We start from the raw sequence: 21,706 nt of genomic DNA, 5'->3' as shown, positions 1-21,706 counted from the left end.
CTTTTCCCCCGGGAGAATACGCAGCGTGTAAATTTCTCAGTTCTATGGCGAAAAAACCACCGCAACATCCTGGCTCTTGGGGTTTATCTTATTGAGAGCAACAAAAAAGCATGTTTTTATCACTCACAGTAAAAAAATTGCCATCCAGCAACGTTGGAACACTTCCCCCGGCCGACGGCGATGCTATCATGTCGGCCAGATGATTGTTGGCAATACCATTCCGACTCAGACGAAAACGAGAGCGCTAACATGTTAAAAAAACTTTGTCTTCCTTTATTAGGCGCGCTGCTGCTGGCCGGCTGCGCCAGCAGCGGCAATACCCTTAACGTCACGCCGAAGATCGTGCTGCCAACTCAGGATCCGACGCTGCAGGGCGTGACCATCAGCATCAACGGCGCCGATCAGCGTAAGGATCAGGCGCTGGCCAAAGTTAACCGCGACAGCCGTCTGGTCACCCTGACGCCATCGCGCGATCTGCGTTTCCTGCTGCAAGAAGTGCTGGAGAAGCAAATGGGCGCGCGCGGCTATATGATCGGCCCGAATGCACCGGTTGACCTGCAGATCGTGATGAACAATCTGTATGCCGACGTCACCGAAGGCAACCTGCGCTACAGCATCACCACCAAGGCCGATATCTCGATTATCGCCGTGGCGAAAAACGGCAACAAGCAGGTGAAGAACTATCGTTCGACCTATAACGTTCAGGGCGCCTTTAACGCAACCAACGATAAAATCACCAACGCGGTCAATACCGTGCTCGGCGACGTGATCGCTGATATGGCACAGGACACCAGCGTCAACGACTTTATCAAGCAGAACGCGCGTTAATCTGACGCCTTGTGTCGCCCGGCATGCCGGGCGACACAGACAGGGAACTCATGTCTAAACAGTACTTTGCGATTTTCACCCAGCGTAACTCGCTGATCCTGCTGCTGCTGGGGTTCGCCTCCGGCCTGCCGCTGGCACTGACCTCCGGCACGCTGCAAGCCTGGATGACCGTCGAGAATATCGATCTGAAAACCATCGGTATCTTTTCACTGGTCGGTCAGGCTTACGTTTTCAAATTCCTCTGGTCACCGTTTATGGACCGCTACACGCCACCGTTCCTCGGCCGGCGTCGCGGCTGGCTGCTGATCAGTCAGCTGCTGCTGGTGGCGGCGATCGTGGCGATGGGCTTTATGAACCCGGCGCAACATCTGTGGTGGCTGGCCGCGCTGGCGGTGCTGGTGGCGTTCTGCTCCGCCTCGCAGGATATCGTGTTCGACGCCTACAAAACCGATCTGCTGACGGCGGAAGAACGCGGCGCCGGCGCGGCGATTTCCGTGCTGGGCTATCGTCTGGCGATGCTGGTGTCCGGCGGACTGGCCCTGTGGCTGGCGGATCGCTACTTCGGCTGGCAGGCCACCTACTGGCTGATGGCCGGGCTGATGCTGCTCGGTATTGCCGCAACGCTGCTGGCGCCGGAACCCGACGACAGCGTTCCCGCGCCGCGCACCATGGAGCAGGCGGTCATCGCCCCGCTGCGCGACTTCTTCGCCCGTAACAACGCCTGGCTGATCCTGCTGCTGATCGTGATGTACAAAATGGGCGACGCCTTTGCCGGCAGCCTGAGCACCACCTTCCTGATTCGCGGCGTCGGCTTTGACGCCGGCGAGGTCGGGCTGGTCAACAAAACGCTCGGGCTGTTCGCCACCATCGTCGGCGCGCTGTTTGGCGGTGTGCTGATGCAGCGTCTCACCCTGTTCCGCGCGCTGATGCTGTTCGGCATGCTGCAGGCGGTGTCGAACCTCGGCTACTGGATCCTGGCGGTGACCGACAAAAACATCATCAGCATGGGCAGCGCCATCTTCCTGGAGAACCTGTGCGGCGGCATGGGCACCGCCGCCTTTGTCGCGCTGCTGATGACGCTGTGCAACAAATCCTTCTCGGCGACTCAGTTCGCCCTGCTGTCGGCGCTCTCCGCCGTGGGCCGAGTCTACGTCGGGCCGATCGCCGGTTGGTTCGTCGAAGCGCACGGCTGGCCGTTGTTTTATCTGTTCTCTATTGCCGCGGCGATTCCCGGCCTGCTCCTGCTGGCCGTCTGCCGCCGGACGCTGGAGTACACGCAGAACACCGACGACTTTATGCCGCGCACCGAATTCCAGCGGGCCTACCGCTGGGCGCTGCGTCTGCTGGGCGTAGGCTGCAGCCTGCTGGCGCTGTGGCTGCTGCTGCTTATCAGCAACGCGCTGGACTGGAGCACATTGCCGCAACTGGCCGACGCTGCGCTGCAGGCCGGAGCGGCGCTGAGCCTGGCCGGCATCGTGGCGGGCAGCCTGCTGGACTACCTGGCGCTGCGCCGCACGCGCCTGGCGTAAGCCCCCGCAGGCCGGGGCGCTGGCGCCGGTCTGCGGAATGCATTGGTTAAATAATTTTATTTCTGTGTGAAAATATAATTGCCATCTGAATTATTTTTTTCACCTTAGGAAAAAGATTATAAATAAAATTAAATTCACCTGTAACAAACAAATATTTTACATTAAATATACTTTTGCGCCCCATTTAAAAAAATCCCCTCTGAGCACTAAATCATCATACCTTTGTTTTTCCATAAGATAGCATTACCCCGGCACGATTCAGCATGCCAACGCATTGTTGCCATTGGGAAATTGTCACGCAGCGTTACATCTGTGACAACGTTAACAGAAAGTGTCAACGAGGCGCTGACACAAGCCTAAGCATGTTTACAGTACTGCAACCTTCCCGTAAAATGCCCGCACACATGAAACGACAATGAGCCTTTGTAATTGAGGTCGTTAGATGAGACTTAAGAAATACAATAAAAGTATTGGGATGTTGTCATTATTCGCATCCACTGTAATGCTCAGTGGGTGCGATATGGTATTGATGAATCCCAAAGGAGCAATAGGTGTTGAACAACGGACACTGATAATCACCGCTATCGCATTAATGCTGATCGTGGTGATTCCAGTTATCATCATGGCGTTCGGTTTTGCCTGGAAGTATCGCGCTTCCAACAAGGATGCCAAGTACAGTCCTAACTGGTCACACTCCAACAAGATTGAAGCGGTCGTCTGGACCATTCCAATCATCATCATCGCCATCCTTGGCACCATTACCTGGAAAACGACGCACGAACTGGATCCATTCAAGCCGATTGTCACCGACAAGAAGCCAATGACCATTGAAGTGGTGTCGCTGGACTGGAAATGGCTGTTTATCTACCCAGAGCAGGGTATTGCGACGGTGAATGAATTGGCCTTCCCGAAAGATGTTCCAGTCGAATTCAAGATCACCTCTAACTCGGTAATGAACTCGTTCTTTATTCCTCAGTTAGGTGGACAGATTTATGCGATGGCCGGCATGCAGACCAAACTGCATCTGATCGGCAACGAAGCGGGGCAATACGCAGGTATTTCCAGCAGCTTCAGCGGTCGCGGGTTCTCCGGTATGAAGTTCAACGCTATTGTCACCCCAACCGAAGGCGACTTCGATCAGTGGGTTAACAAGGTGAAAGCTTCTTCCAAGAACCTCAATACCACCGACGACTTTAACAAACTGGCAGAGCCGAGTGAAAACAACCCGGTTGAGTACTTCTCCAGTGTCAAACCTAATTTGTTCAAAGAAACAATTGGCAAATTCATGGGCGACATGCACATGCACAAAGGCGCTGAAGCAAACGCGCACGAAGGCATGGACATGAGCCAGGGTATGGACATGGGTGAACATGCTCACGCCGGAGCCGAGGAATAATCTGATGTTGGGAAAATTAACGCTTGATGCGGTTCCTTACCACGAACCGATCATCATGGTCACCGTTGCTGCAATTGTTGTTGGCGGCCTGGCACTGCTGGCGCTGATAACATATTTGGGCAAGTGGAAATGGTTGTGGAGCGAATGGCTGACCTCCGTCGACCATAAAAAAATTGGTATTATGTACATCATCGTGGCGATGGTCATGCTGCTGCGCGGCTTTGCCGACGCCATCATGATGCGTAGCCAGCAGGCGCTTGCGTCTGCCGGCGAGGCCGGCTTCCTGCCGCCGCACCACTATGACCAAATCTTTACCGCCCACGGCGTAATCATGATCTTCTTCATGGCGATGCCTTTCGTGGTTGGTCTGATGAACGTGGTTGTACCGCTGCAAATCGGTGCGCGCGACGTTGCCTTCCCGTTCCTGAACTCCCTGAGCTTCTGGTTCTTCGTGGTGGGCGTCGTACTGATCAACATCTCTCTGGGGGTTGGTGAGTTCGCGCAGACCGGTTGGCTGGCGTATCCGCCGCTGTCCGGCAAGGAGTACAGTCCTGGCGTCGGGGTCGATTACTGGATCTGGAGTCTGCAGATTTCCGGTCTGGGTACCCTGTTGACCGGTGTTAACTTCTTCGCGACCATTCTGAAGATGCGCGCCCCTGGCATGCCTCTGATGAAAATGCCGGTATTCACCTGGGCGGCACTGTGTACTAACGTCCTGATTATCGTTTCTTTCCCAATTCTGACCGTCACCATCGCGCTGCTGACCCTGGATCGCTATCTGGGCACCCATTTCTTCACCAATGATATGGGCGGCAACATGATGATGTACATCAACCTGATTTGGGCCTGGGGTCACCCAGAAGTGTACATCCTGGTTCTGCCGGTGTTCGGTGTGTTCTCCGAAGTTACCGCGACCTTCTCGAAGAAACGTCTGTTCGGCTATACCTCTCTGGTATGGGCAACCATCGCGATTACCGTTCTGTCGTTCATCGTATGGCTGCACCACTTCTTTACCATGGGGTCCGGCGCGAACGTCAACGCCTTCTTCGGTATCGCCACTATGATTATTTCCATCCCGACCGGGGTGAAAATCTTCAACTGGCTGTTCACCATGTACCAGGGTCGTATCCAGTTCAACTCTGCCATGCTGTGGACCATCGGCTTCATCATCACCTTCTCCATCGGTGGTATGACCGGCGTTCTGCTGGCGGTACCGGGCGCGAACTTCGTGCTGCACAACAGCCTGTTCCTGATTGCGCACTTCCACAACGTCATCATCGGCGGCGTGGTGTTCGGTTGCTTCGCCGGCCTGACTTACTGGTTCCCGAAATCCTTCGGCTTCACGCTGAACGAAACCTGGGGCAAACGCGCGTTCTGGTTCTGGATCATCGGTTTCTTCGTGGCCTTCATGCCGCTGTACGCGCTGGGCTTTATGGGTATGACTCGTCGTATCAGCCAGAACATCAACCCTGAGTTCCATCCGCTGCTGATGGTTGCTGCGGGCGGTGCTGCGCTGATTGCCTGCGGTATCCTGTGTCAGCTGATTCAGATCTTCGTCAGTATTCGTGACCGCGATCAGAACCGCGACCTGACCGGTGACCCGTGGGGCGGCCGTACTCTGGAGTGGGCAACTTCTTCTCCTCCGCCGTTCTATAACTTCGCCACCATGCCGGAAATTCACGACCGTGATGCATTCTGGGACATGAAAGAAAAAGGTGAAGCGTATAAGAAACCGGCTAAGTACGAACCGATTCATATGCCTAAGAACACCGGCGCCGGCGTTATCATCGGCTTCTTCAGCCTGATCTTCGGTTTCGCCATGATCTGGGAAATCTGGTGGATGGCTCTGGCCGGCTTCATCGGCATGATCGTAGTCTGGATCGCCAAGAGCTTCGACCAAGATGTTGACTACTATGTGCAGGTTGACGAAATCGAGCGCATTGAGAACCAACACTATGAACAAATCAGCAAAGCAGGCGTGAAACATGTCAACTGATACTCTGACTAACCACAACGCAGCCCATGCAGAGCATGGGCACCACGACGCAGGAGAGACCAAAGTCTTCGGATTTTGGATCTACCTGATGAGCGACTGTATTTTGTTTGCGAGCTTGTTCGCGACTTATGCAGTACTGGTGAACGGGACCGCTGGCGGTCCCTCTGGCAAAGACATCTTCGATCTGAAGTTTGTTCTGGTTGAGACGTTCCTGCTGCTGTTCAGCTCCATCACCTACGGGATGGCGATGATCGGCATGAACAAAGGCAAAGTCGGCAGCGTCAACACCTGGCTGTTCCTGACCTTCCTGTTCGGCCTCGGCTTCGTGGCGATGGAAATCTATGAATTCCATCACCTGATCGCCGAAGGCTTCGGCCCGGATCACAGTGCGTTCCTGTCCAGCTTCTTCGCGCTGGTCGGTACTCACGGTCTGCACGTGTCTGCCGGTCTGGTCTGGATCATCATCATGATGATTCAGGTGAGCAAGCATGGCCTGACGTCAACCAACAAAACCCGTCTGATGTGCCTGAGCCTGTTCTGGCACTTCCTGGATGTGGTATGGATTTGCGTATTTACCGTTGTTTATCTGCTGGGGGTTATGTAATGAGCCATTCATCCCATGAGACCTCTCACGGCGGCGCAAGCCACGGCAGCGTCAAGTCATACCTGATCGGCTTCATCCTGTCGGTCATCCTGACGGTAATTCCATTTATGATGGTGATGAATGGCACTGCCTCTCATTCCACCATCCTGGCGGTTGTGGTCGGCATGGCGGTTATTCAGGTGATTGTTCACCTGATTTACTTCCTGCACATGAACACTTCATCGGAAGAGCGCTGGAACCTGGTGGCATTACTGTTCACCGCTATGATCATCGGTATCGTTGTTGTGGGTTCACTGTGGATTATGTACAACCTCAACCTCAATATGATGGTCGATTAAGAGCCGAGCCGTAAGTAATGATGAAGCAATACCTGCAAGTAACTAAACCAGGAATTATTTTCGGTAATTTAATTTCTGTCGTTGGGGGATTCCTGTTGGCTTCCAAAGGAAGCATCGACTATCCCCTGTTTCTCGCCACCCTCGTGGGTGTCTCGTTGGTTGTCGCCTCGGGCTGTGTGTTTAACAACTACATTGACCGTGACATCGACAAGAAAATGGAGAGAACGAAGAACCGGGTGCTGGTAAAAGGCCTGATCGCGCCGAATGTCACCCTGGTTTATGCTACCGCGCTGGGTATTGCTGGCTTCGCCTTGCTGTATACCGCAGCCAACCCGCTGGCCATGTGGCTGGCGGTGATGGGCTTCGTGGTTTATGTCGGCGTTTATAGCCTGTATATGAAGCGCCATTCTGTCTATGGCACGCTGATTGGCAGCCTGTCAGGCGCTGCGCCGCCGGTTATCGGCTACTGCGCGGTGACCAACGAGTTCGATATGGGCGCGTTGATCCTGCTGGCTATCTTCAGCCTGTGGCAGATGCCGCACTCCTATGCGATTGCCATCTTCCGCTTCAAAGATTATCAGGCAGCCAATATTCCTGTGCTGCCGGTAGTCAAAGGCATTTCCGTCGCCAAGAACCACATTACGGTCTACATTCTGGCGTTTATGATCGCCACCCTGATGCTGACCCTGAGCGGCTACGCCGGGTACAAGTACCTGGTCGTCGCGGCAGCGGTCAGCGTGTGGTGGCTGGGCATGGCGTTACGCGGTTATAAAACCGAGAATGACAGCATCTGGGCGCGCAAACTGTTTGTGTTCTCGATTGTTGCCATCACTTCACTCAGCGTGATGATGTCGATCGATTTTAGCGCCTCGGCGTCGCCGGAAACGTTGTTAACTTACGTCTGGTAACTCGCTCTTCGTCAATGGGCCGCTAACGCGGCCCATTTTATTTTTACGTTCTCAGCCCTACCGGCATCCGGGAAATACTGTAATATCTGCTAAATAACATTACGTTTACCCTCCCCTGCCCTTCACACTAAAATAAACGCGCTCCCAAAAGTTATCCCATCAGGCTCTGACGGCCAGAACCTGATGGGATAGTTTTTACTGAGGTTCGAAGTTTGCATGAACGATAATACGATGACCCCGGTGGAACGCCGGGCGACCTGGGGTCTGGGCACGGTATTCTCACTGCGCATGCTCGGCATGTTTATGGTGCTGCCGGTGCTGACCACCTACGGTATGGCGCTGAACGGCGCCAGCGAAACGCTGATCGGCATCGCCATCGGCATTTACGGCCTGGCGCAGGCGATTTTTCAAATTCCCTTCGGGCTTATCTCCGACCGCATCGGCCGTAAGCCGCTGATCGTCGGCGGGCTGCTGGTGTTCGCCCTCGGCAGCGTTATCGCTGCGGCCAGCGACTCGATCTGGGGCATTATCCTCGGCCGCGCGCTGCAAGGCTCCGGCGCTATCGCCGCTGCGGTGATGGCGCTGCTGTCCGATCTGACCCGCGAGCAGAACCGCACTAAAGCCATGGCGTTTATCGGCATCAGCTTCGGTATTACCTTCGCCATCGCCATGGTATTGGGGCCGGTGATTACCCATGCGCTGGGACTGCATGCGCTGTTCTGGATGATCGCCGCGCTGGCGCTGTGCGGTATCGTCATTACCTTACTGGTGGTGCCTTCGGCCGACCGCCACGTGCTGAACCGCGAGTCCAGCATGGTGCGCGGCAGCTTCAGCAAAGTGCTGAGCAACCCGCGCCTGCTGAAGCTCAATATCGGCATCATGTGCCTGCACATTCTGCTGATGTCGAGCTTCGTCGCCCTGCCGCTGGCAATGGAGAAGGCCGGGCTGGCGGCCAGTAAACACTGGGTGGTGTACCTGGTGACCATGCTGGTGTCGTTCGTGTCGGTAGTGCCGTTTATTATCTATGCCGAGAAGAAGCGCCGCATGAAGCAGGTATTTATGGGCTGCGTGGCGGTGCTGTTCGCCGCCGAACTGGTACTGTTGATTTCCGGCCAGCATCTGTGGGGCATTATCGCCGGCGTACAGCTGTTCTTTATGGCGTTTAACGTGATGGAGGCGATTCTGCCTTCGCTGATCAGTAAAGAGTCGCCGGCCGGCTACAAGGGCACGGCGATGGGCGTATACTCCACCAGCCAGTTTATCGGCGTTGCCATCGGCGGCAGCCTCGGCGGCTGGCTCTACGGCCTGCATGGCGCCGGGCTGGTGTTTATCGCCGGCGCGGTGATTGCCGCCGTCTGGTTTATCATCAGCAGCACCATGCAGGAACCGCCGTACGTCAGCAGCCTGCGTATCACACTCTCGGAACTGGCGGTAAAAGACACGTCGCTGGCCAGCCGGCTGCAGGCTCAACCCGGCGTGGCGGAAGCCATCGTCGTGCCGGAAGAGCGCAGCGCCTATGTGAAGGTCGACACCAAACAGACCAACCGCGGACAGTTGGAAACGCTGGTCAATACGCTATAAATAAAAACGCCGGGCAAGCCCGGCGTTTTTATTCACATCAGTACGATCAGTCGCGGAAGTTTTTAAACTGGAACGGCTGCCCCAGATTACCGCCGCGCACCAGCGCCATCACGCTTTGCAAATCGTCACGGGATTTCCCGGTCACGCGCACTTCGTCACCCTGAATCTGCGCCTGCACCTTCAGCTTGCTGTCTTTAATCAGCTTGACGATCTTCTTCGCCAGCTGCGTTTCAATCCCCTGCTTCAGCTTGGCGTCAACGCTGTAGGTTTTGCCGCTGTGCTCAAACTCTTCCGGGATCTCCAGCGCCGCGCCCTCAATACCACGCTTGGCCAATTTTTCACGCAAAATATCAAGCAGTTGCTGAACCTGAAAATCAGATTCGCTGGCAACTTTGATCGTTTCATTTTTTTCGTTCAGCTCAAAGCTGGCCGGCACGTTGCGGAAATCCCAGCGGGTGCCCAGATCGCGCGAGGCGTTCTCCACGGCGTTGCGCACTTCCTGCATATCTATTTCGGAAACAATGTCGAAAGATGGCATACTTCTTCCTCCTGAATGAGAGCCCGAACTGTCAGGCAATTTCGATGGCGTGCATGATACCCGCTTTGCCGATTAAGGCAAAATTCCGATGTCACGGCAACGCAAACGTCCACACGCAGGAAAGTCTACAATTTATGGTGTCAGATCAGCGGTTCGCAAAGAGCGCTCAGGCGCTTTGCGCTGGCCTGTTCCCCCAGCAATACGATACCGGATAACGGCAATCCCCCGGTCCCCCCAAGGAGGATGGATGAAAATAACTGTTCTTGGTTGCGGCGCCCTCGGGCAGCTGTGGCTCTCCCGGCTGTATCAGCAGGGCCATGATGTACAAGGATGGTTACGCGTACCTCAGCCGTTTTGCGCCGTCGATGTTATTAAAACCGATGGCTCCCGCTTCAGTCAGAGCCTGCTCAGCAACGACGCCGAGCATCTGCGCAGCAGCGAACTGCTGCTGGTGACGCTCAAGGCCTGGCAAGTCTCCGATGCGGTAGCGGCCCTGCTGCCGAAGCTCAACCCCGCCTGCGCCATTTTGCTGCTGCACAACGGCATGGGCACACAGGATGAACTACCGGCCAACGAGCAGCCAATACTGCAAGGCACCACCACCCACGCCGCGCGCCACGACGGCCATACCATTATTCACGTTGCCGACGGCACCACCCATATCGGCCCGACGTCTCCGGCTGCAGAGGCGCTCAGCCACCTGGCGGAGGTTCTGCATCAGGCGCTGCCGGACGTCGCCTGGCACAATACGATTACCGCCGCGCTGTGGCGTAAACTGGCGGTTAACTGCGTGATCAATCCGCTGACCGCCCTGCATGACTGCCGCAACGGCGAGCTACGCCATTATCCTGAGCAAATCATGCTGATCTGCAGCGAAGTAGCCGGCGTGATGGCGATGGAGGGGCACCACACCACCTGTGAGGGGCTGCGGCAGTATGTGATGCAGGTGATAGAAAGCACGGCGGATAATGTCTCCTCCATGCTGCAGGATATTCACGCCCAGCGGCACACCGAGATCGACTATATTACCGGTTATCTGCTGCGGCGCGCCCGCAGCCATGGCATGATGCTGCCGGAAAACGCCCGGCTGTTTGATTTGGTTAAGCGAAAGGAAAATGAGTATGAACGTATCGGTGTTGGTCTGCCTGGCGCCTGGAAGTGAAGAAACCGAAGCGGTAACCGCCATCGATTTACTGGTGCGCGCCGGGATTAAGGTCACCACCGCCAGCGTGGCCGGCGACGGCAGTCTGACCATCGTCTGTTCCCGCGGCGTTAAGCTGCTGGCAGATGCGGCGCTGGTTGAGATCGTCGACGAACCGTTTGACGCTATCGTGTTGCCCGGCGGCCTGCAGGGCGCCGAATGCTTCCGCGACAGCCCGCTGCTGGTGGAAAAAGTGCGTCAAATGCATCTGCAGGGGAAAATCGTCGCCGCCATCTGCGCCGCGCCGGCGCTGGTGCTGCAACACCACGATCTGTTCCCGGTCGGTAACATGACCGGCTTCCCCGGTTTGAAACAGCATATCCCGCAGGATAAGTGGATGGAGCGCCGGGTGGTATATGACGCGCGCGTCAATCTGCTGACCAGCCAGGGGCCGGGTACCGCCATGGAATTCAGCCTGAAGCTGATTGATCTGCTGTTGGGGAAAGCCAAAGCGGCGGAGGTCGCAGCGCAGCTGGTATTGATCCCAGGCATGTACGACTTCAGTGACTGAACACTTACTTACGCAATCACTAACGACTCTGAGACTTGGCTGTCATCAGTCAGTGGCCGTGATTCACGCCGGCAGCCAACAACGCTGAGGCACGAAAGATGAAGGGGGATCCCCGATAGATTTCGCGTCTCAGCCAGGCGGCAACGGCGCAAATCCCCGGGAGCTGACATCAGTCAGTGACCGGGGTGCGCGCCGGCAGCCAACAACGCTGCGGCGTGAAAGATGAAGGTGGATCCCCGATAGATTTCGCGTCTCAGCCAGGCGGCAACGGCGCAAATCTCTGGGAGCTGACATCAGTCAGTGACCGGGGTGCGTGCCGGCAGCCAACAACGCTGCGGCGTGAAAGATGAAGGTGGATCCCCGATAGATTTCACGTCTCAGCCAGGCGGCAACGGCGCAAATCCCCGGGAGCTGACATCAGTCAGTGACCGGGGTGCGCGCCGGCAGCCAACAACGCTGAGGCGCGAAAGATGAAGGGGATTAAGGGCGATACACTTTAATATTGGTATACCCCTGCTCCAGCAGATACAGCGCCTGCAGGCGGCTCATCACGCCGCGTTCACAATATAGCAGGTAGGTTTTGCTCTGATCCAGATCGCCGAACTGGGTGCCCAGCTTGTAGAACGGCAGCGGTTTCACCTCAACCTGCTCCAGCTGCAGCGGCTTTTCGTCCTGTTCGTCCACCGAGCGGATATCCAGAATCACCTGATCGGCATTGAATGCCGCCACGGTTTCTACTTCCGTGACCTGTTCCTGGGTTTCGCTGGCGATGGTGCGGATATCCACGTTGCGCGCTTCGCGCACGACCCGCTCGAGGATCTCGAAATCGAAGTTGCCTTCTTCTTCTTCGATCTTCGCCTTCACCGCTTTTACCGTCGGGCTCTTGGAGATCACCCCGCAATATTCCGGCATGGTTTTGGCAAAATCTTCGGTGCCGATCTGGCGCGCCACGTTGATGATGTGCTCTTTATCGTGGGAAATCAGCGGACGCAGGATCAGCGTATCCGACGCGTTATCGATCAGACGCAGGTTGGTCAGCGTCTGGCTGGATACCTGTCCCAGCGCTTCGCCGGTAACCAGCGCCTGCACGCCATAGCGCTCCGCCACTTTGGACGCGGCGCGTACCATCATTCGCTTGAGCACCACGCCCATCTGGCCGTCGTCGACTTTTTCCAGAATTTCGCCCACCACCGGCTCAAAATCGATCGCCACGAAACGCACCTTGTGCGAGCTGCCGAAGCGGTTCCACAGATAATGCGCCACCTGCTTGACACCGATCTCATGCGCGGCGCCGCCCAGGTTGAAGAAGCAATAGTGCACCCGGCAGCCGCGACGCATCAGCATATAGCTGGAAACGCCGGAGTCAAAACCGCCGGAGATCAGCGACATCACGTCTTCCTGAGTGCCGATCGGGTAGCCGCCGATACCTTCGCGGCGCGCTTTCACCATCATCAGTTTGTCATCTTCAATCTCAAGATTGACGGTCACCTGCGGATGGTTCAGTTTGACCCGTGCGCTCTCTATATGCTGGTTCAGGCCGCCGCCGACGTAACGCTCCACGTCCTGAGAACTGAAGTCCTGCTTGCCGCGGCGCTTCACGCGCACGCAGAAGGTCTTGCCTTCCAGCCGTTCGCGATAGGTTTCCAGCGTCTGCTCGAAGATATGGTGAATATCGGTGTAGGCGCGGTCTTCCACTTCAAGAATATGGTGGATACCGGGGATGCGCGTCAGCGCGTCGGCGATCGCCGGACGCTGGTTTTCATCTTTGGCGCGGACTTCAATAAAGTCCCAGTGCCGGACCACCGCCAGGTTTTCATCATACTGCTTCAGGACATTACGAATGTTGGTGGTAAGAATCTTTATGAAGCGCAAGCGCACAGATTGACTCTTGATGGTGATTTCCGGGAACAATTTAATGATAAACTTCATGGCGGTCTTTATGGTCAGATAAAATTAACGGGGCGCAGTATATCACTTTCTGATGAAGCTCTGCGCACAAAACCACACGAGCACGCCATGATTTGCTAATCAAGATCCGCTAGGATAGGCTCTGGCCCCTCGGTTCACCTGATGACGTAACAAGAAAATTATGCCGAAAAAACCCGCACAATCAGACAGTACAGAGCAAAATGTCAGTTTTGAACACTCCCTGACCGAACTGGAAAGCATTGTGACGCGCCTGGAAGCGGGCGAATTGCCGCTGGAAGAGGCGCTCAACGAATTTGAGCGCGGCGTACAGCTGGCGCGTCAGGGTCAGCAAAAACTGCAGCAGGCGGAACAGCGCGTGCAAATTCTGCTGAACGACAGCGACGACGACGATACCGCATTAACGCCTTTCACCCCGAACGCCGAGTAATGATTGATGTCTGACTTCAACAGCCAGCTACAAAGCTATCGTCAGCGCGCCGATCGCGCCCTGCTGGACTTTATCGCCCCGCTGCCGTTTAACGACGGCCGGTTGGTGGCAGCCATGCGCTATGGCGCCCTGCTGGGCGGTAAGCGTCTGCGCCCGTTCCTGGTGTATGCCACCGGCGAGATGTTCGGCGTGCCGTCGGACAACCTCGATGCGCCGGCGGCGGCGGTAGAATGTATCCACGCCTATTCTTTGATCCATGACGATCTGCCGGCGATGGACGACGACGACCTGCGCCGTGGCCAGCCTACCTGCCACCTCAAATTTGATGAAGCCAGTGCGATTCTGGCCGGCGATGCGCTGCAGACGCTGGCCTTCTCCATTCTGGCCGACGCCGAGATGCCGGATGTCGCAATGCGCGACCGCCTGGCGATGGTGTCGGAACTGGCCGGCGCCAGCGGCGTGGCCGGCATGTGTGGCGGTCAGGCCTTGGATCTTGCAGCAGAAGACCGTCAGATTAATCTGGAAGAACTGGAGCAAATTCACCGCCACAAAACCGGTGCGCTGATCCGCTCAGCCGTGCGTCTGGGCGCGCTGGCGGCGGGCGAGCCGGGGCGTGCGGCGCTGGCCGAACTGGATCGCTACGCGGCGGCCATCGGCCTGGCGTTTCAGGTTCAGGATGACATTCTCGACGTCATCGGCGACACTGCAAAAATAGGAAAACGCCAAGGCGCCGATCAGCAACACGGAAAAAGCACCTATCCCGCGCTGCTGGGCCTGGACAATGCCAGGGCCAAAGCCCGGGATCTGTATCAGGAAGCCTTGAGCGCTCTGGATACGCTGGCGGCGCAATCATACAACACCGCATCATTGCGCGCGTTGGCCAGCTTTATTATTGAACGCGACAATTAACGTGTGACGTTATCGCCATTTAACGCCGCCGCGGCCCCGACGCTGCGGCCGTTGCGCGATGGCATACCTCTGATATGAGTATCGAATGAGTCTTGATATAGCCAAATACCCGACGCTGGCGCTGGCGGAAAACCCCGAGGAACTCCGCTCGCTGCCAAAAGAAAGCCTGCCGAAGCTGTGTGATGAGCTGCGGCAATATCTGCTGGACAGCGTCAGCCGCTCAAGCGGCCACTTTGCTTCCGGGCTGGGTACCGTCGAACTGACGGTGGCATTGCACTACGTTTACCACACGCCGTTCGACCATCTGGTGTGGGACGTCGGCCATCAGGCCTACCCACATAAAATTCTGACCGGACGCCGCGACCGCATTTCGACCATTCGGCAAAAAAATGGCCTGCACCCTTTCCCGTGGCGCGATGAGAGTGAATACGACGTCTTGTCCGTCGGCCACTCCTCCACCTCGATCAGCGCTGGCCTCGGCATGGCGGTGGCGGCGGAGCGCGAAGGCAAAGGCCGCCGCACCGTCTGCGTGATCGGCGATGGCGCCATCACCGCCGGTATGGCGTTCGAAGCCATGAACCACGCCGGCGATATCGATCCGGACATGCTGGTGATCCTGAACGACAACGAAATGTCGATTTCCGAGAACGTCGGCGCGCTGAATAACCATCTGGCGCAGCTATTGTCCGGCAAGCTCTACTCCACGCTGCGCGAGGGCGGCAAGAAGGTGTTGTCCGGCCTGCCGCCGATCAAAGAGCTGGTCAAACGCACCGAAGAGCATCTCAAAGGGATGGTGGTGCCGGGCACGCTGTTCGAGGAGCTGGGCTTCAACTATATCGGCCCGGTCGACGGCCACGACGTGCAGGCGCTGGCCACGACGTTGAAGAACATGCGCGATCTGAAAGGGCCGCAGCTGCTGCATATCATGACCAAAAAGGGGCGCGGCTATGCCCCGGCAGAAAAAGACCCGATCAGCTTCCACGCGGTGCCAAAATTCGATCCGGCCAGCGGCACGCTGCCGAAAAGCGCCGGCGGCCTGCCGACCTATTCCAAGATCTTCGGCGAGTGGCTGTGTGAAACCGCCGCCAAAGACGACAAGCTGATGGCAATTACCCCGGCAATGCGCGAAGGCTCCGGCATGGTGCAGTTCTCACGCGACTATCCGCAGCAGTATTTTGACGTCGCCATCGCCGAACAGCACGCGGTCACCTTTGCCGCCGGCCTGGCGATCGGCGGCTACAAGCCGGTGGTGGCCATCTACTCCACCTTCCTGCAGCGCGCTTACGATCAGGTGATCCACGATGTGGCGATCCAGAAGCTGCCGGTGCTGTTCGCCATCGACCGTGGCGGCATCGTCGGCGCCGACGGCCAGACCCACCAAGGGGCGTTCGATCTCTCTTTCCTGCGCTGCATCCCCAATATGGTGATCATGACGCCAAGCGATGAGAATGAGTGCCGCCAGATGCTGTACACCGGCTACCACTATCAGGACGGCCCGAGCGCGGTGCGCTATCCGCGCGGCAGCGGTACCGGCGCCGCTCAGGAACCGCTGACGTCACTGCCGATCGGCAAAGGCATCGTACGCCGTGAAGGGGAAAAGGTTGCCATTCTCAACTTCGGCACCCTGATGCCGGAAGCGCAGCTGGCCGCCGAGGCTTTAAACGCCACGCTGGTGGATATGCGCTTCGTGAAGCCGCTGGATGAGGAGCTGGTGCTGGAGATGGCCGCCAGCCATGAGCTGCTGGTCACGCTGGAAGAAAACGCCATTATGGGCGGCGCCGGCAGCGGCGTAAACGAGCTGCTGATGGCGAAACGCCGTCTGGTGCCGGTATTGAATCTCGGCCTGCCGGACAGCTTTGTCCCGCAGGGCAGCCAAGAGGAGATCCGCAGCGACCTCGGCCTGGACGCCGCCGGTATCCAACGTCAGATAGAAGACTGGCTGGCTGAATAATCAATAAAGGGCGCCGCAAGGCGCCCTTGTTTTATCTCAGAACAGAGCGACGGGCCAGTGATGCCCCAGCAGGTAGATCATCCCTGCGGCGATCACGCCGGCGACGATATCGTCGATCATAATGCCCATACCGCCGTGCACATTGCGGTCAAACCAACGGATCGGCCAGGGCTTCCACATATCCAGAATGCGAAATAGCACGAAACCAACGGCAACCCAGCGCCAGTCATTCACCGGCAGCGCCATCAGCGTGATCCACATACCGACAAACTCATCCCAGACGATACTGCCGTGGTCGTGCACACGCATGTCTTTCGCCGTCTGGTGGCACAGATAGACACCGATACAGATGCTGAACATCACGATCAGCGAATAAAGCTGCCACGGCAGCTGTATCAGCAGCAGCCAGAACGGAATAGCCGCCAGCGATCCCATCGTACCCGGCACCACCGGCGACAGTCCGCTGCCGAAACCGGTCGCCAGCAGATGCCAGGGGTTGCTCATGCGCAACCGGCGTTTTGCTTCATCCACGCGGATTTCCCTATTTGCTGCTGAAATGGTCGAAGCCCCGCCAAGGCAGCTCCACCGCTTCATGATCACGGAAGAATTTGACGCCTTCCGCTTCCGGGCCAATCTGACCAATACAGGTGTAGTCGGCGCCCAGATGGCTCAACGCCACGTCCAGCGCACCGCGGTTGATCTCCGGCACCGTGAAGCACAGTTCGTAATCTTCACCGCCGGTTAACGCCCAGCGCAGCGCTTGTTCGCTGTCGGTATGCTCGGTCAGCGCCTGCGACAGCGGCAATTCGTCCAGATCGATGCGCGCGCCGCACTGGCTGGCGGTTAACAGATGCTGTAAATCAGAGATTAAACCATCGGAAATATCGATCGCCGCGCTGGCCAGATCGCGCAACGCCTGTCCCTGCAACACCCGCGGCTGCGGACGCAGATGACGGGCCAGCAGATAATCGCGCGCCGTCATATCATCCACCGCCAACCGCTGTTGCAGCAACGCCAGCCCGGCGGCGCTGTCGCCCAGCGTACCGGTCACATAGATCCAGTCGCCGATACGCGCGCCGTCGCGGCGTAAAGCCCGCCCCGCCGGCACCAGGCCGTTGATGGTCAGGGTCATGCTGAGCGGCCCGCGCGTGGTATCACCGCCGATCAGCTGCATGCCGTAGTAATTCAGCTGTTCGAACAGGGCATCGCTAAAGGCTTTCAGCCACGCTTCATCCACCTCCGGCAGCGTCAGGGCCAGCGACAACCAGGCCGGATCCGCGCCCATGGCGGCCAGATCGCTCAGGTTTACCGCCAGGGCTTTGTAACCGAGATCGCCCGGATCGATATCCGGCAGGAAGTGCACCCCGGCAACCAGGGTATCGGTGCTGATGGCTAAAAGCTGTTTTTCTGCCACTGTCAGGAGTGCGCAGTCATCTCCAATGCCCAACTGTACGTCCCGGCGCAAACTCTTGAACCGGTCAAAATAGCGGGCAATAAGGTCAAATTCGCCGCATGCCATGGTAAATATTCCAATAAAGAATCGCTGTGCTGACAAGCCGGCTCGCAGCAATATGTTCAGCGGCCAGGGCCTGCAGCCCGTGGTTAGCAAATGATTTTTATGGGCGTGAGATATGCCCTAACGTGCAATGACAGTGTTGAACAAACGCCGGAATAAAATGGGCCGCAGAGCGGCCACATCATTTATTTTTTCTTGCGGATGTGAGGCGCCGCTTTATCCAGCACGCCGTTCACAAATTTGTGACTATCTTCGGCGCCGAACACTTTCGCCAGTTCGATCGCTTCGTTAATTGCCACTTTGTAAGGGACATCTTCACGCATTTTCAGCTCAAACAGCGCCACGCGCAGAATGGCTTTTTCCACCTGGCCCAGCTCTTCCAGCTGGCGAGACAGGTAAGGCGTCATCAGCGCGTCCAACGTACCCGCATTCATCGCCACGCCGGACAGCAGCTCGCGAAAATAGGCGACGTCAACGTCTTTGACGTCCTGCTCCGTCAGGAACTGTAATTCAACATCGGCAATGTCGTTTTTAGACAACTGCCAAGAGTAAAGCGCTTGAACAGCGCACTCACGAGCGCGGCGACGAGCAGCAGGTTTCACGGAATTCCCCTTAACTAAATTCAGGCTTTAACAGCTTTAATAACATTAATCATTTCAAGTGCGGTCAGGGCGGCTTCTGCGCCTTTGTTGCCCGCTTTGGTGCCGGCACGCTCGATCGCCTGTTCAATGCTTTCGGTGGTCAACACGCCGAAAGTCACCGGGATCTCGCTGCTCAGCGCCACGCTGCCCACGCCGGAGCTGGCTTCGCCCGCCACATATTCAAAGTGCGCGGTGCCCCCGCGGATCACGGTGCCCAGTGCAATAATGGCATCGTATTTGCCGGTGTTGGCCAGCACTTTTGCGGTCAGCGGCAGCTCGTAAGCGCCCGGCACCCAGACAACGGTGATATTGTCGTCTGCAACCTGGCCAATACGTTTCAGCGCGTCGATGGCGCCTTCCAGCAGGCTGTCGTTGATGAAATTGTTAAAACGTGCAATTGCGATCGCCACACGAGCATTAGGAGTAGCAACAACACCTTCGATAACTTTCATGGACTTTCCTTAAAAATGGGTTCAATACCCCGCAGGGGGGCGGATTCTATCATATTCTTTGGCCGCCTGCGCGGCGCTTTTTGCAAAGCCGCCAGGCAATCACTGTTTCGCCGTCAGGCGCAACCGCAAATCAGGACCGACCTGCCGCACGTCGCTGAACACGAACTCCGGTGCCTCCGCCAGCCGTTCCAGGCCAGGCAGGTGACACAGCCCGCGGGCATTATCGCCGAGCAGCTTCGGCGCAACGTACACAATCAGCTCATCCACCAGCCCGGCCTGCAGCAACGCGCCGGACAGCTGCGCGCCGGCCTCGACCCAGACGGAGTTCACCTGGCGCTTGGCCAGCTGCATCATCATCACCACCAGATCGATACCGCCACCGTGCGCCGGCAGCGTCAGCTGCTCCACGCCTTCCGGCCACGCCTGCTGGTCAGGCTGCAGCCGCGCCAGCCAGGTCGCGCCCGGCTGCTGCACCACCCGGTGCTGCGGCGTGACGCGGTTCTGACTGTCAAGAATAATGCGCAGCGGCTGGCGCAGATTGTCACGCGGGTAGCGGCGCTGCGTATCGGCGTCCAGCTCATCCCAGCGAACGGTCAGCGAAGGGTCGTCCGCCAGGACGGTGGCGCTGGTGCTGAGGATCGCCGCGCTTTCCGCCCGCAGACGCTGCACGTCACGGCGCGCCTGCGGCGAGGTAATCCACTGGCTTTCGCCCGACGCCATCGCGGTGCGCCCGTCAAGCGACGCCCCCAGCTTCAGCTGCACATAGGGAAAACCGGTGCGCATCCGTTTGAGGAAACCGCGGTTCACCGCTTCGGCCTCCGCCAGCATCAGGCCATGGCTGACGTCGATGCCCGCCTGCTGCAGGCGGTACAGACCGCGCCCCGCCACCTGCGGGTTCGGATCCTGCATCGCCGCCACCACGCGGCTGACGCCGGCATTGATCAGCGCATCGGCGCACGGCGGCGTACGGCCGTGGTGGCTGCAGGGCTCCAGCGTGACATAGGCGGTCGCGCCGCGCGCCAGTTCCCCGGCCATACGCAATGCATGCACTTCCGCATGCGGTTCACCCGCACGTAAATGGTAGCCTTCACCGACGATCTTGCCATCGCGCACGATCACACAACCGACGTTGGGGTTCGGCGCCGTGGTAAAACGGCCCAGACGCGCCAGTTCAAACGCACGCGCCATATACAGTTGATCGTTAGGCATCAGCAATCCTGTCAGTCTTGCAGTTTGGCGATCTCTTCGCCGAACTCGCGGATATCTTCGAAGCTGCGGTACACCGAGGCAAAGCGGATATACGCCACCTTATCGAGCTTTTTCAGCGCGTCCATCACCAGATTGCCGACCATTTTGGTCGGCACTTCGCGTTCGCCGGTGGCACGCAGTTGGGATTTGATGTGGTTGATGGCGTTTTCAACGTCATCGGAACTGACCGGGCGTTTTTCCAACGCCTTCAGCATGCCGCGACGCAGCTTGTCTTCATTGAATGGCTCGCGGACTTCATCACTTTTAATCACCCGCGGCATGACCAGTTCGGCCACTTCAAAGGTGGTAAAACGTTCGTTGCAAACCAGGCACTGGCGGCGACGGCGCACCTGCGATCCATCGCCGACCAGACGGGAATCTATCACTTTGGTATCAACAGCAGCGCAAAAAGGGCAATGCATAACAGGTCCTGATAAGCGTTCTCATAATGACGCACAGTTTACCCCGAACTTTCACCATAACAAAGGGTACCGGGCATTTGTTGCCACGCACTGACGAAACGTGCTTCACGCCCCGGCGATACTCTGCGTCAAACATGACTTTCCGGCACATTCCGACTAAGCTGATAACAGGAGTCATTGAATAGGGAATCGCCGCCATGACAATCAGTTATCCTAAAGTCTGCCTGCTTACCGCCCTGATTTTGCTTGCCGGCTGCGCGCAAAACCGCGACGTGCCGAACCTGCGCAACCAGGTCGGCGAGCTGAGCCAAAAAGTCACCACGCTGACCGAACAGGCTACGGCGCTGGAACGCCAGAAACAGCTGAACCAAGGTTCGACCAGCGGCGTCTATCTGCTGCCTGCCGCCAACACGCCGGCACGACTGCAGAGCAATATCGGCGAACTCAGCGTCGCGCTGGATCGGGTAAAAAGCGAAGCCAACGGCTCGCAGGCGGTGCTGCATATCCGCACGCTGTCCGGCAAAACGCTGCCCGCCTTCAAGGCGATGGTGGAGTGGGGACGGCTGGATGACAACGGCCAGTTGCAAAATGCCGGCGCGCTGTCCCAGCCGATTCAAAACAGCGACTCGCTGCTGGCGAGAACCACGCAAAGTTTCGAGCTGCGCTTCAGCGACATCACGCCGGAACAGCTGGGCTATATCCGCCTGCACAGCGTTGAGCCGCTCACCGCCGAAAGCCGATAACTCAGCCGCCGGCAACCGTGCATAAAAAAAGAGCGCCA

At 57.5% G+C, this 21,706-nt stretch carries 22 protein-coding genes; 14 read left to right on the top strand and 8 right to left on the bottom strand.

Translation table 11 applies throughout. The annotated features are described in order from the left end of the window. Positions 1-249: 249 nt before the first annotated feature. From TAN611_RS05270 to TAN611_RS05235, 8 genes are all read left to right on the top strand, one after another. Positions 250-828 carry a lipoprotein gene (locus TAN611_RS05270; protein ID WP_105230014.1) on the top strand — a complete coding sequence of 193 codons (579 nt, stop codon included), beginning with the start codon at positions 250-252 and terminating at the stop codon, positions 826-828. Between the two features lie 50 nt (positions 829-878). Next, positions 879-2,357 (top strand): muropeptide MFS transporter AmpG, encoded by a 1,479-nt coding sequence (gene ampG, locus TAN611_RS05265; RefSeq protein WP_105230013.1) that lies wholly within the window; start codon positions 879-881, stop codon positions 2,355-2,357. A 442-nt stretch (positions 2,358-2,799) separates the two neighbouring features. After that, positions 2,800-3,753: a cytochrome o ubiquinol oxidase subunit II gene (gene cyoA / locus TAN611_RS05260; RefSeq protein WP_105230012.1), complete on the top strand. Its 954-nt coding sequence runs from the start codon at positions 2,800-2,802 to the stop codon at positions 3,751-3,753. 4 nt (positions 3,754-3,757) lie between these two features. Then, positions 3,758-5,749 (top strand): cytochrome o ubiquinol oxidase subunit I, encoded by a 1,992-nt coding sequence (cyoB, locus tag TAN611_RS05255; RefSeq protein ID WP_105230011.1) that lies wholly within the window; start codon positions 3,758-3,760, stop codon positions 5,747-5,749. Next, entirely contained in the window at positions 5,739-6,353 is a 615-nt protein-coding gene (locus TAN611_RS05250; RefSeq protein WP_004954628.1) for a cytochrome o ubiquinol oxidase subunit III, read from the top strand. Before cyoB ends, TAN611_RS05250 begins: the two co-directional genes overlap by 11 nt. Further along, on the top strand, positions 6,353-6,691 hold the full coding sequence (locus TAN611_RS05245; RefSeq protein ID WP_105230010.1) for a cytochrome o ubiquinol oxidase subunit IV: 339 nt from the start codon (positions 6,353-6,355) through the stop codon (positions 6,689-6,691). The genes TAN611_RS05250 and TAN611_RS05245 overlap by 1 nt, the downstream gene beginning before the upstream one ends. Before the next feature lie 17 nt (positions 6,692-6,708). Continuing rightward, on the top strand, positions 6,709-7,599 hold the full coding sequence (gene cyoE, locus TAN611_RS05240; RefSeq protein ID WP_015671183.1) for a heme o synthase: 891 nt from the start codon (positions 6,709-6,711) through the stop codon (positions 7,597-7,599). A 216-nt stretch (positions 7,600-7,815) separates the two neighbouring features. Next, the gene (locus tag TAN611_RS05235; RefSeq protein ID WP_105230009.1) at positions 7,816-9,180 is read left to right on the top strand and encodes an MFS transporter; all 1,365 of its coding nucleotides are present in this window, start codon (positions 7,816-7,818) and stop codon (positions 9,178-9,180) included. 46 nt (positions 9,181-9,226) lie between these two features. Here TAN611_RS05235 and TAN611_RS05230 read toward each other — a convergent pair whose 3' ends face one another. Then, the gene (locus TAN611_RS05230) at positions 9,227-9,718 is read right to left on the bottom strand and encodes a YajQ family cyclic di-GMP-binding protein (protein WP_105230008.1); all 492 of its coding nucleotides are present in this window, start codon (positions 9,716-9,718) and stop codon (positions 9,227-9,229) included. A 247-nt stretch (positions 9,719-9,965) separates the two neighbouring features. Between TAN611_RS05230 and panE the strand changes: the two genes are divergently transcribed. Both panE and yajL read left to right on the top strand, forming a co-directional pair. Continuing rightward, a complete protein-coding gene (gene panE / locus TAN611_RS05225; protein ID WP_203067369.1) occupies positions 9,966-10,880 on the top strand; it encodes a 2-dehydropantoate 2-reductase in 915 nt (304 codons plus the stop codon). Further along, complete coding sequence (gene yajL, locus TAN611_RS05220) at positions 10,840-11,430, top strand: protein deglycase YajL (RefSeq protein WP_105230006.1); 591 nt, start codon at positions 10,840-10,842, stop codon at positions 11,428-11,430. The genes panE and yajL overlap by 41 nt, the downstream gene beginning before the upstream one ends. 480 nt (positions 11,431-11,910) lie before the next feature. Here the strand turns inward: yajL and thiI are convergent, their stop codons facing one another. Continuing rightward, on the bottom strand, positions 11,911-13,359 hold the full coding sequence (thiI, locus tag TAN611_RS05215; protein WP_105230005.1) for a tRNA uracil 4-sulfurtransferase ThiI: 1,449 nt from the start codon (positions 13,357-13,359) through the stop codon (positions 11,911-11,913). Between the two features lie 160 nt (positions 13,360-13,519). On the opposite strand from thiI, the gene xseB reads away from it, so the two are divergent. The 3 genes from xseB (at position 13,520) to dxs (ending at position 16,646) form a co-directional block, all read left to right on the top strand. Next, positions 13,520-13,786: an exodeoxyribonuclease VII small subunit gene (gene xseB, locus TAN611_RS05210; protein WP_203067368.1), complete on the top strand. Its 267-nt coding sequence runs from the start codon at positions 13,520-13,522 to the stop codon at positions 13,784-13,786. 6 nt (positions 13,787-13,792) lie between these two features. After that, the gene (ispA, locus tag TAN611_RS05205) at positions 13,793-14,695 is read left to right on the top strand and encodes a (2E,6E)-farnesyl diphosphate synthase (protein WP_105230003.1); all 903 of its coding nucleotides are present in this window, start codon (positions 13,793-13,795) and stop codon (positions 14,693-14,695) included. Between the two features lie 85 nt (positions 14,696-14,780). After that, positions 14,781-16,646, top strand: a complete 1,866-nt coding sequence (dxs, locus tag TAN611_RS05200) for a 1-deoxy-D-xylulose-5-phosphate synthase (RefSeq protein WP_105230002.1) — start codon at positions 14,781-14,783, stop codon at positions 16,644-16,646. 36 nt (positions 16,647-16,682) lie between these two features. Here dxs and pgpA read toward each other — a convergent pair whose 3' ends face one another. The 6 genes from pgpA to nrdR all read right to left on the bottom strand — a co-directional run bounded on the left by pgpA (position 16,683) and on the right by nrdR (position 20,925). Then, entirely contained in the window at positions 16,683-17,150 is a 468-nt protein-coding gene (gene pgpA / locus TAN611_RS05195; protein ID WP_370576259.1) for a phosphatidylglycerophosphatase A, read from the bottom strand. A gap of 37 nt (positions 17,151-17,187) precedes the next feature. Further along, positions 17,188-18,165, bottom strand: a complete 978-nt coding sequence (gene thiL, locus TAN611_RS05190) for a thiamine-phosphate kinase (protein WP_105230000.1) — start codon at positions 18,163-18,165, stop codon at positions 17,188-17,190. A 182-nt stretch (positions 18,166-18,347) separates the two neighbouring features. Further along, positions 18,348-18,764 carry a transcription antitermination factor NusB gene (nusB, locus tag TAN611_RS05185; RefSeq protein WP_105229999.1) on the bottom strand — a complete coding sequence of 139 codons (417 nt, stop codon included), beginning with the start codon at positions 18,762-18,764 and terminating at the stop codon, positions 18,348-18,350. Positions 18,765-18,784: 20 nt separating this feature from the next. Continuing rightward, the gene (ribE, locus tag TAN611_RS05180; RefSeq protein WP_015671170.1) at positions 18,785-19,255 is read right to left on the bottom strand and encodes a 6,7-dimethyl-8-ribityllumazine synthase; all 471 of its coding nucleotides are present in this window, start codon (positions 19,253-19,255) and stop codon (positions 18,785-18,787) included. Between the two features lie 99 nt (positions 19,256-19,354). Next, complete coding sequence (gene ribD / locus TAN611_RS05175) at positions 19,355-20,464, bottom strand: bifunctional diaminohydroxyphosphoribosylaminopyrimidine deaminase/5-amino-6-(5-phosphoribosylamino)uracil reductase RibD (protein ID WP_105229998.1); 1,110 nt, start codon at positions 20,462-20,464, stop codon at positions 19,355-19,357. Between the two features lie 11 nt (positions 20,465-20,475). After that, a complete protein-coding gene (gene nrdR, locus TAN611_RS05170) occupies positions 20,476-20,925 on the bottom strand; it encodes a transcriptional regulator NrdR (protein ID WP_021180191.1) in 450 nt (149 codons plus the stop codon). A 197-nt stretch (positions 20,926-21,122) separates the two neighbouring features. On the opposite strand from nrdR, the gene TAN611_RS05165 reads away from it, so the two are divergent. Next, positions 21,123-21,668, top strand: a complete 546-nt coding sequence (locus TAN611_RS05165) for a DUF3251 domain-containing protein (protein ID WP_203067367.1) — start codon at positions 21,123-21,125, stop codon at positions 21,666-21,668. Positions 21,669-21,706 lie beyond the last annotated feature (38 nt).

This window comes from Serratia sp. Tan611 (assembly GCF_905188235.1).
GTDB classification, from domain to species: Bacteria; Pseudomonadota; Gammaproteobacteria; order Enterobacterales; family Enterobacteriaceae; genus Serratia_B; species Serratia_B rhizosphaerae.
The sequence above is the reverse complement of the archived record's forward strand: the minus strand, read 5'-3'. Positions and strand labels throughout refer to the sequence as shown.